The sequence below is a fragment of the Flavobacterium sp. genome (assembly GCF_044349645.1).
Lineage (GTDB): Bacteria > Bacteroidota > Bacteroidia > Flavobacteriales > Flavobacteriaceae > Flavobacterium.
In genome coordinates this window covers 92,427-102,675 of sequence record NZ_JBIKQP010000003.1, presented here as the reverse complement: position 1 = coordinate 102,675, position 10,249 = coordinate 92,427, and the positions used below count along the sequence as shown (strand labels likewise).

The 10,249-nt window shown below is 32.2% G+C and carries 9 protein-coding genes; 1 reads left to right on the top strand and 8 read right to left on the bottom strand.

Features of this window, described 5'->3' with window-relative positions:
- Positions 1–42 precede the first annotated feature (42 nt).
- Positions 43–3,423 (bottom strand): zinc-dependent metalloprotease, encoded by a 3,381-nt coding sequence (locus tag AC9UFV_RS01445; protein ID WP_509572021.1) that lies wholly within the window; start codon positions 3,421–3,423, stop codon positions 43–45.
- Between the two features lie 277 nt (positions 3,424–3,700).
- On the opposite strand from AC9UFV_RS01445, the gene AC9UFV_RS01440 reads away from it, so the two are divergent.
- Positions 3,701–4,633 (top strand): bifunctional riboflavin kinase/FAD synthetase, encoded by a 933-nt coding sequence (locus tag AC9UFV_RS01440; RefSeq protein WP_509572019.1) that lies wholly within the window; start codon positions 3,701–3,703, stop codon positions 4,631–4,633.
- Here AC9UFV_RS01440 and AC9UFV_RS01435 read toward each other — a convergent pair whose 3' ends face one another.
- The 7 genes from AC9UFV_RS01435 to AC9UFV_RS01405 all read right to left on the bottom strand — a co-directional run bounded on the left by AC9UFV_RS01435 (position 4,634) and on the right by AC9UFV_RS01405 (position 10,089).
- On the bottom strand, positions 4,634–5,641 hold the full coding sequence (locus AC9UFV_RS01435) for a 3-oxoacyl-ACP synthase III family protein (protein ID WP_509572017.1): 1,008 nt from the start codon (positions 5,639–5,641) through the stop codon (positions 4,634–4,636).
- Between the two features lie 37 nt (positions 5,642–5,678).
- The gene (locus AC9UFV_RS01430; protein WP_509572015.1) at positions 5,679–6,626 is read right to left on the bottom strand and encodes an ABC transporter ATP-binding protein; all 948 of its coding nucleotides are present in this window, start codon (positions 6,624–6,626) and stop codon (positions 5,679–5,681) included.
- 23 nt (positions 6,627–6,649) lie between these two features.
- Positions 6,650–6,982, bottom strand: a complete 333-nt coding sequence (locus tag AC9UFV_RS01425; RefSeq protein ID WP_509572013.1) for an MGMT family protein — start codon at positions 6,980–6,982, stop codon at positions 6,650–6,652.
- 2 nt (positions 6,983–6,984) lie between these two features.
- Complete coding sequence (locus AC9UFV_RS01420) at positions 6,985–7,620, bottom strand: lysine transporter LysE (RefSeq protein ID WP_509572011.1); 636 nt, start codon at positions 7,618–7,620, stop codon at positions 6,985–6,987.
- Positions 7,621–7,623: 3 nt separating this feature from the next.
- Positions 7,624–8,298 (bottom strand): tRNA (guanosine(46)-N7)-methyltransferase TrmB, encoded by a 675-nt coding sequence (gene trmB, locus AC9UFV_RS01415; RefSeq protein ID WP_509572009.1) that lies wholly within the window; start codon positions 8,296–8,298, stop codon positions 7,624–7,626.
- 54 nt (positions 8,299–8,352) lie between these two features.
- On the bottom strand, positions 8,353–9,201 hold the full coding sequence (locus AC9UFV_RS01410; protein ID WP_509572007.1) for a sensor histidine kinase: 849 nt from the start codon (positions 9,199–9,201) through the stop codon (positions 8,353–8,355).
- Positions 9,202–9,405: 204 nt separating this feature from the next.
- Positions 9,406–10,089, bottom strand: a complete 684-nt coding sequence (locus tag AC9UFV_RS01405) for a response regulator transcription factor (RefSeq protein ID WP_509572005.1) — start codon at positions 10,087–10,089, stop codon at positions 9,406–9,408.
- Between the last annotated feature and the right edge of the window lie 160 nt (positions 10,090–10,249).

The window sequence follows — 10,249 nt, the reverse complement described above, 5'->3', positions numbered from 1 at the left end:
TGAATTAACAGTCTCTTTTTTTTAAATTATTAAGATTAAAAATTATTCAATTACAATTCTCTTAACTACTTTTTTGTCTCCATCTTGAACAGTTACAAGATAAACTCCGGCTTGAACATTTGCTAACTCAACGTTTTGAGAAAACAAACCAGTATTATTATAGGTATTGTTTAATATCAATCTGCCTCTCATGTCGTGAACAGAAATTCCAATTTCATTACTTGATGTTGAATCAAACTGTACAGTAAAGTTTCCTTTATTTGGATTTGGATACAAAACAAAATTAGACAATGAATTATCAACAACACCCAAAACAGCTTGGCTCAATGAACAAACATTTAAGCTCCAACTATTTATTGCTCCTCCATCTTCATTGTATGGGTCTAGAACTTTTAATTTCCATACACCATTAATTGGTTCACCATTAAATCCAGATAACTGCTGAACAGGCTTAACAGTTCCTGATATTGCAGGATTTGTTCCACAAACTACAGTACTTCCTGAATCATCAAAAGTAGCAATAATATCTAATAAAGAAGCGTTCGTACAAGGCCTAGACACTAATTGAATCTCAGTACCAGTAGGACTTACTAATGAAATTGTCATGTCATTTACCCAGGTATGACTAATATCAACCGTTACATTTACATCGGTAACCAAGTTCGTAGAAGCTAAAGTTATTGATGAAATGAAAGGTGTTGTGTTTACAACAATAGGAATGTCAATTGGTGTGTCTGTTGAAACTTCGTTTAAACAAGTCAATTGACCAGTAGTGAATCGATATGCTGAGCTAAATGTACCAGAACATGATGGGCTTTTAGGTAAAACTCTCCAATAATAAAAAGTAGAATTTGCCAATCCTGTTGGTGCATAACTTGTTGTAGTAACATTTACATTTCTAACGATAGTTGTGAAATTGATATCAGTAGCAATTTGCACATCATACGAAGTAGCTGCAGCATTTACTGGCCAAGATAACACCAACGTTAAAGGATCAATTGTTGTTGCTAAATCAGCAGGACTTGTTAAGGCTTGTGTTCCAAAATTTGAATTAAAAATTTCAAAATAGAAAGTTGCCGTTTTTACTGTTGCCCCAGAGGTTGCCGTAACATTTATTGGTACTAATCCTGCTGTTGCATTATTTGCTGCAGCAACAGTCATTGAAACCATTCCATTAGCTGACAGAGTAGACTGCGCAAAAGTTGCGGTTACTCCAGCAGGCAAACCTGTAACAGCGAAAGTTGTTGTTCCTGTAAAACCAGCATAGGCAGTATACGGGAATGTATATAATGCATTTCCTCCTTGACAAGCCTGTTTATTTTGTTGTTCTGCTATTCCATTAAAGGCAATTGCAAAACTTGAAGTTGGTGCTGAAATTGTAAAATTAGTATTTGAAATATCAAAGAAAACATGCTTATATCCTTTAACCATAATTCTATTTGAAGAACCAGGGTTGTTAGGAACAGTTATAGTTGCGGTACCATTATTTGGAACTTTACTAGCCAATTGAATTGGGTAAGTATAGCCACCATCTGTTGATAAAAAGATATCTACAAATGCAGCATTAACATTATTTGCAGTAGTTCCAGCAACAGCCCAAGTTACGGTTTGATTTGAACCTACAACCCATGATACAGCTGTGTTTGGTGCATTTACAACAAATGGTCCTGCAGAAGCAGTTACATTAACTTTCATATCTGTGTAGTTGGTTTGACCTACTTTTACAGGCGCTGTAGCTCTATAGGGTGCATTATCTCTAACCGTTAATCTAAAATTTAATACTCTAGAAACAGAGCTTAAAGCTTCAGATAAAAATCCTGCTGTTCCACCAACTTCACTTGTTGTATTAGAATTTGCAACTATACTTTCAATTTTTGGAAAATATCTTGAAGGGGAAGCTGTAGGATACCAAGTCAAGAAATTTGGTCCAATAGTTTTAGTTTCGCTCGCGCTACTAAGCAAACCAGTATTAGCTCCTCCATCATCATTTTGCTCCCAACAATAGGTTAAAGCGTCTGCCGTATTCGCATCTGTTGCGGCTCCAGTTAAAACAAAAGGAGTACTGAATGGAATAGTAAAATCACTTACAGGTTGAACAACAGGTGTAGCATTATCAACCAAATTTGTAGAAACGATACATGGTCTTCCTGCTAAATTATTTTGAATTTGTTCAATTGAAGTTTGATGAAAAATATCTATTGAGTTAGCCGCAACATCTTCATTAGTAATCCCAGCATATCCCATAATGGTTACACCTGAACCAACTTCTTTATTTACACCTCTTCCTTCATTTCCATTTGAAAAAGTATGATTGGCACCCATTTGATGCCCCATTTCGTGTACTACATAATCAATGTCAAATGTATCTCCAGACGGAACCCCGTTTGATGGTGAAGTAATTCCTCTTCCTTTAGTTGATCCAGTACCAGCAGCTATTCCATCAACACATATACAACCGATACATCCTGCGTTACCACCTCCACCAGTTCTACCAAACATGTGACCGATATCGTAAGCTGCATTATTCGCTTCTAATGTAGTTCCAACTCCTGTTAAAGTAGTATTTAAAGCAACTTGTAATTGAGTATTCCAATTTGCCATTGAAGTGTAAGGATCCGATGAAGCTACATAATAAATTACATTAGTAGTACTTGCTACCAAATTCATATGAACCCCTAAATCTCTTTCATAAACACCGTTACAACGGGTTAATGTATTGTTGAATGCAGCTAAAACTAATGCTGATTGTGCAGCACTTGTAGCTCCAAAATAGTTGGCATATTCCGCATTACATGAAAGAGCCAAACGCATTACTTTTAATTGTCCTGCACTTGACTGAATTGAGTTTGATCCTACTGCAGATCTTGAAGTAGTTTCCATAATCGACTTTTCTTGAGCTGTAGAACAAGTCCAACCAGTGTTTTTATTTCTTTGAGATTTGAATACTGCATAAACTGAATGGTCTTCTGAATAAGGCTCAATAAATTCATTTTCTTTATCGGTTCTAAATACCATAGTTTGAATTCCCTGAGGGGAAATACTAAGTTTCAGTGTAGCATATCTATCAGTAATTCCTTTACCTGAATAAGCTCTAATTTCTGGGTATTTAGCCTGTAACTCAGCATCAAAATTTGAAGCATCATTTACTTCAAATAATTCAATTTGACCATCAGCATTTGGTAATGAAATAATAGTGGTGCTTTTTCCTCCTTTATTAATTACTGAAAATAATTCTTGTCGTAAAGGATTAATGTTTAAATCGAATAGTTGGAAAACTTTTGGGAAATTGTCTCTAGAAGCCGATTTATCTAGTGTAATTTTTCCTAAACTGTTATTGTGTTTTGTCCAAACTTGGGTGTTTTGTGAATTTACATTTAAAAAAAATAATGTAAGTGTAAGCGAAAAAAGTAATTTTTTAGTCATTATAATAGTGGTTTAAAAATCAAAAAGTTGTCAAATATAGTATTTATTTTAAATTATTATTCGAAATTAATAAAAAATAAGCTATGATATTCTCAATTTAATTTAATTATTCATAAGAATAATTTAAAATTTGGAATTAAAGACTCTTGATTAAATAATGGCTAGTTATTTTAGTTTTATTGAAACCAAATAAATTAAATATAGCTACAGATTGAAATTTAAATAGTATGAAATAGGATATAATCTTCTAAATTTGCACAAAAATAAAACCAGAATCTTGAAAGCATTTCCTTCAATTAGCGAATTTAATTCTACCAAAAAAACTATAGTTACTATTGGAACTTTTGACGGGGTTCATATTGGTCATCAAAAAATAATTGAAAAACTAATTCAAGAAACAAAAAACGCTGATTGCGAGAGTTTGATTCTTACTTTTTTTCCACATCCAAGGATGGTTTTACATGAAACTTCTTCCATCAAATTATTAAATACCATCGGTGAAAAAAGTTGTTTGCTTGAAAAAATGGGATTGGACAACTTAGTAATTCATCCATTTGATAAGGAATTCTCCAATTTATCTGCGGAAGAGTTTGTTAAAACAATTTTAGTTGACTCCTTCAATATTCAAAAAATTATCATTGGTTACGACCATCGATTTGGAAAAAATAGAGCAGCAAATATTGAGGATTTAATTCTATTTGGGAAAAAATATGGCTTTGAGGTCGAACAAATTTCTGCTCAAGAAATAGATTCTGTTTCTGTGAGTTCTACAAAAATTAGAGGCGCTATTGCAAATGGAACTATGGCTGTAGCCAATGAATATTTAGGCTACGATTATTTATTATCTGGAAAAATAATTCAAGGTAAACAATTAGGAAGAACCATCGAATTTCCAACTGCCAATATAAAAATTGAAGAAAACTATAAGTTAATTCCGAAGAATGGCGTTTATTTTGTAAAAAGTCATTTGCAAGGAAAAACAGTTTTTGGTATTATGAATATTGGACTGAATCCAACAGTTAATGGTGAGGATTTATCGATTGAAGTACATTTTCTAGACTTTAATACCGATCTATACAACACCCAAATATCGGTTTCAGTTATTGCTAGAATTCGTGATGAAGAAAAATTTACTTCTGTAGATTTATTAAAAGCTCAAATTCAAAAAGATAAAAATTACGCAATTTCAATTATCAGAAAAATGGCTTAATTACCATTTGATAATAGCACTAGCCCATGTAAATCCACTTCCGAAAGCTGCTAAAACAACCGTGTTTCCCGATTTTATTTTTCCTTGTTCCCAAGCTTCAGTTAAAGCAATTGGAATTGAGGCTGCAGTTGTATTACCGTATTTTTGAATATTATTATAAACTTGGTCATCGGTTAAATCAAATTTCTTTTGAATAAACTGAGAAATTCTCAAATTTGCTTGATGTGGAATCAACATATCAATATCGGAAACTTTCAAATTATTGGCTTCCAAGCCCTCATTTATTACTTCGCTAAAACGAACAACTGCGTTTTTAAATACAAATTGACCATTCATGTAGGGAAAATAACTTTCGTCATCGGGATCGTTATCTGCAATAATATCGGTGACCCATCTTCCTCCCATTCCTGGTGCTTTTACAATTAGCTCTTCGGCATGAACACCTTCGGAATGCAAATGGGTAGATAAAATTCCTCTTGTTAAATCTTCTTCACGACTTACAATTGCTGCTCCAGCGCCATCACCAAAAATTACTGAAACGCCACGACCTCTAGTAGTCATATCTAAACCTGTTGATTGAACTTCAGACCCAATCACCAAAATATTTTTGTACATACCGGTTTTAATATATTGATCGGCTATCGATAGTGCATATACAAATCCGGAACATTGGTTTCTAACGTCTAATGCTCCTACTGTTTTCAAACCTAAATCTCGTTGAACTAAAACTCCTGGTCCTGGAAAATAATAATCTGGACTTAATGTTGCAAAAATTACAAAGTCGACCTCGTCATTTGAAATTCCAGCACGTTCAATAGCAATTTTAGCTGCTTTTACGCCCATTGTAGTGGTTGTGTCTTCTCCATTTATAATGTGTCGTCGTTCTTTAATTCCTGTCCTTTCTTGAATCCATTCATCATTAGTGTCAATGATTTTTGACAAATCATCATTAGTTATGGTATTTGAAGGGACATAAAAACCCAATCCTGAAATTTTAGAATGATACATAGTTACATTTTTAAATTGAAAACATTCAAAGTTAAGTTTATTTTATTTTACCTAAGAAAACTTCTGAATTTATTTTTAATTCTGAAATATGTTCAAAGAAAATCGAATTCCTATTGGCTTCAGCCTCTATTAAAAAATGACTCCCTTTGAAATATGATTTTTTAATTTTCACTTTTAATTTACCCGATTCCACTATTTTTAGTTGGTGTGGAAATAATAATATCGTTTCATCTTCACCATCAATTTCAATCAATTCTGATAATTTAAGCTCATTTACATCTCCAAAAAGCGCTGCTACATATTTATTTATTGGATGTTTATATAAATAATCAGATTTTTCTTTAGTTACAATTTTACCATCATTTAATACTATGGTTTCATCTGCAAATGAAAGCGAATCGGAACTATCGTGTGTTGCAACCAAGCAAGTAATTTCTTTCGATTTTAAATAGGAAAACAGTTTTCTTCGAAGAGAATTCTTTCTAAAATTATCAATCTGACTAAACGGTTCATCCAATAATAATACTTCTGGCTCTAGGGCCAATACTTTTGCTAATGCCACTCTTTGCTGCTGTCCACCACTTAGAAATTTAGCTTTCACATTTGAATATTCTGTCATTTCAACAATTTCTAATAATTCGTTTATGCGACTTTGCTTTTTCTCGGGATAGATGTTTGAAAGGTATTTCCCAACATTTTCGGCTACAGTAATAAAAGGCATCAAATCAAAATCTTGAGCTAAGTATTTCATGAAAGGCATTCCGGGAACAAGGTGAAATTTAGGGCCTAAAACTTCATTTTCATTCCAAAATATTTGCCCTCCGTCTAAGTCATACAAACCATAAATCAATTTTAAGAGCGTGCTTTTTCCACATCCGCTTTCTCCAATAATTGCAATATTCTGACCTTTACTAACTGAAAAATTGATGTTTTTTATGACTTTATTTTTGTCATAACTAAAAGTAATATTTTCGACTTGAAGCATATATTTAGAATAACATTAATAAACTATAATTTAATTTCAGGCGTCCAAAAGTGCTTTTGAAAATCTACAATTTGGTTGTCTTTTACAACTATTCCTTCACTTTCTAAAAGTTGTTGCATCAAATTAGTTCCATCAAAATGGTGTTTTCCAGTTAAAAGTCCGTTTCGATTTACCACTCGATGAGCCGGGACATCAGCTAAATTATGGGAAGCGTTCATTGCCCATCCTACCATTCTTGCTGAACGGGCAGCGCCGAGAACTTTTGCAATCGCACCATAGGAAGTAACTTTTCCATAAGGAATTTGTCGAGCTACTTCATAAACTCTTTCAAAAAAATTATCGTTTTCTGCAGGCATTTTTAAGTACAAAAAGTATTTATAAGTTTGAAAAAAGTTACCAATGAAATCAATCCGGTAATAGTTCCAATAATGTAATTTCCATTTTTAATCAGGTAATCGCTTTTACTCTGATGGTTTTTAAAATAGAGAATATACAAATAAAAACCGGTAAAAGAACCTATAACAACTCCCGAAACAAAAGAATAAATATGCGATGAATTGAAGTAAAAAAGACCATAGCTTGATAAAGAAACGCTTACAAATACGTAAAAAGGAATTGGAAATAAATTTAATGCAGAAATTAGCATTCCTAGAAAAAAACGATTTGACTTACTGTGAAGTTTAATTTCTTGTTTCTCTTTTTTAGGTATTCTTGCGGTCCAAAAAAGAAAAATTGTAATTACTATAAATAGAAATAACCCGATTTCTTGAAGTAATGTAATTATGTCTTGCCGACTATTAATAAATTTAGCAAATTGTATTGCAATAAAGGTTTGAATAAAAACAATAACTGACGCCCCAATTGCAAAAGAAATAGCTTCATTTCTTCCGTCAACTACACTTACTTTTGCAGCGGTCATATTAATTAAACCCGGGGGCAAAATTCCAATTACAGCTATTGCAAAACCTAAAAAAAGGGGCAATAAAAAGTCCAAATATTATTTAATTTTAAAACGAATATACGTAATTGCTTTATTAATTTCTAAATATTGTTTTTCATAAAACGTCTGTAAACCAGTTACTTCCTCTGGACTTCCTTCGTTTACATATACATTATGGTTTGAATAAATCACCTCGTGTCCTTCGCCGTGCAGCAGTCCTAAAGTATAACCGTGCATGAATTCGCTATCTGTTTTTAGATTCACAACTCCCTCAGGTTTTAGCACTTTTTTATACAACTTCAAAAATTGAGAATTCGTCATTCGGTGTTTGGTACGCTTGTATTTTATTTGGGGATCCGGGAAGGTAATCCAAATTTCATCAACTTCATTTTCATTGAAAACATGATTTATTAATTCGATTTGGGTACGAATAAAAGCTACATTTGTTAAGCCAGTTTCTACAGCGGTTTTAGCGCCACGCCAAAAACGAGCTCCTTTTAAATCTATTCCAATGAAGTTTTTATGAGGAAATTTCTCTGCCAAACCAACAGAATATTCTCCTTTACCGCATCCAAGCTCTAAAACAATTGGGTTGTTGTTTTTAAAATAATATTGGTTCCATTTTCCTTTTAGTGAAAATTGGTCGGTGATTACTTCTTCTCTTGTAGGCTGAAATACATTACTAAATGTATCGTTTTCTTTAAACCTTTTTAATTTATTTTTGCTTCCCACAGTTTGCTGTATTTTTTTGCAAAAATAAGTAATATAATAGGATAATAGTAGATTTTAAGTATCTAATTCTTCACTCTTTTGCAGCGTAAATGAAAATTGAGAACCTTTTCCAAGTTCACTTTGAATGATGATTTTTTCATTGTGAGCTTCAATAATATGCTTCACGATTGCCAGACCAAGCCCTGATCCTCCTTCATTTCTAGAACCACTTTTATCGACTCTAAAAAAACGTTCAAATAATCTAGGAATGTGTTTTGCATCGATTCCCTCTCCATTATCTCTAATGTCTATTTGAATTCTATTGTTAACTTCTTCAAAACCAATTTCTGTTGAACCACCAGTTTTTCCATATTTAATTGAATTTTCAATCAAATTGGTGACCACTTGTTGGATTTTTTCATAATTTCCTAAAACATAAATTGGCTTGGTATATTTATCGTCAAATGTCATTAAGATGTCTTTTTTATTGGCTTTCATTTCCAATAAATCCATGACATTTTGAATCAGTGGAATAATATCAAAAGTCGTTTTTGTTATGGGCTCATCGGATATTTCAAGTTTAGAGATAGTATCTAAATCTTCAACAATGTGAATTAATCTATCTACACCATTTAATGCTCTTGCCAGGTATTTTTTTCTGATAGTTTTATCTTTAAAACCACCATCATGTAGGGTTGAAACATAACCTTGAACAGTAAAAAGTGGGGTTTTTAATTCGTGAGAAATATTCCCTAAAAATTCTCTACGGTATTCTTCACGGACTTTTAAAGCTTCAATTTCCAATTTTTTATCGGAAGCAAATTTGGATACCTCTCTAGAAATAATATTTAAATCGGTTGCTGAAGACTTATTAATAATAGTTGATGATTCTAAAAAAGAAAAATCATCATATATCTTTTTCACCTTTCGGAAAATAAATAGCTGGACTTTTATAGTAAGTAAAATAAAGGAACTAAGCGCTACTAAAATTGCAAAAATCAAACAGAAAAGAATGGAAAACTCATGAAAAAAATAAGTCAGAATTGCTACAAGCAATGTTGCAAAAAAGGTTATTTGCAATGCCGTAATAAACGCAAATCGAAAAGTTTCTTTATTTTTTAAATTCATTTATACCTCAAACTTGTAGCCCACCCCTTTTATGGTTTTGAAAAAATCGTCACCAATTTTTTCTCTTAATTTTCTAATGTGAACATCAATAGTTCTTCCTCCCACAATAACATCATTACCCCAAACTTTATCTAAAATTTCTTCCCGTTTAAATACTTTTCCAGGTTTAGTGGCTAATAAATAAAATAATTCAAACTCTTTACGAGGTAATACTATTTCAATACTGTCTTTTACTATTTTATATTCTTCGCGATTAATTTCAATTCCACCGACGTTCAGTGTTTCAGAATCTTTTTCGGTTTCTTTTAATCGTCTTAAAAGGGCTTTTACTTTACTAACTAATAATTTTTGCTTTATAGGTTTGGTGATATAATCATCAGCTCCAGCATCAAAACCTGCAACTTGAGAATAATCCTCGCTTCTGGCCGTTAGGAAAGTGATAATTACATTACTTAATTCTGGGATTTTACGAATGTTTTCACATGCTTCCATTCCATCCATTTCTGGCATCATAACATCCATGATGATCAAATGTGGAAGTAGTTTTTTGGCTTTTGCAATAGCTTCTCTACCATTAATTGCAGTAGAAATTTGATAGCCTTCTTGAGATAAATTATACCCTACAATTTCTAGGATATCTGCATCATCGTCAACCAATAGAATTCGAATGTCTTTCTTCTTCATAATGCAAAATTAATTCAATTATTAATATAAATGTAAATATAAAACAATTCAAAAACACAATTATTACTATTTTATTTTAGTGATGATTTGGTAACACTAAAAAAACAATTCATTAATATTGGAAATTTTATTTCTGTTCATAAAAAAAGCCCTGCTAAGC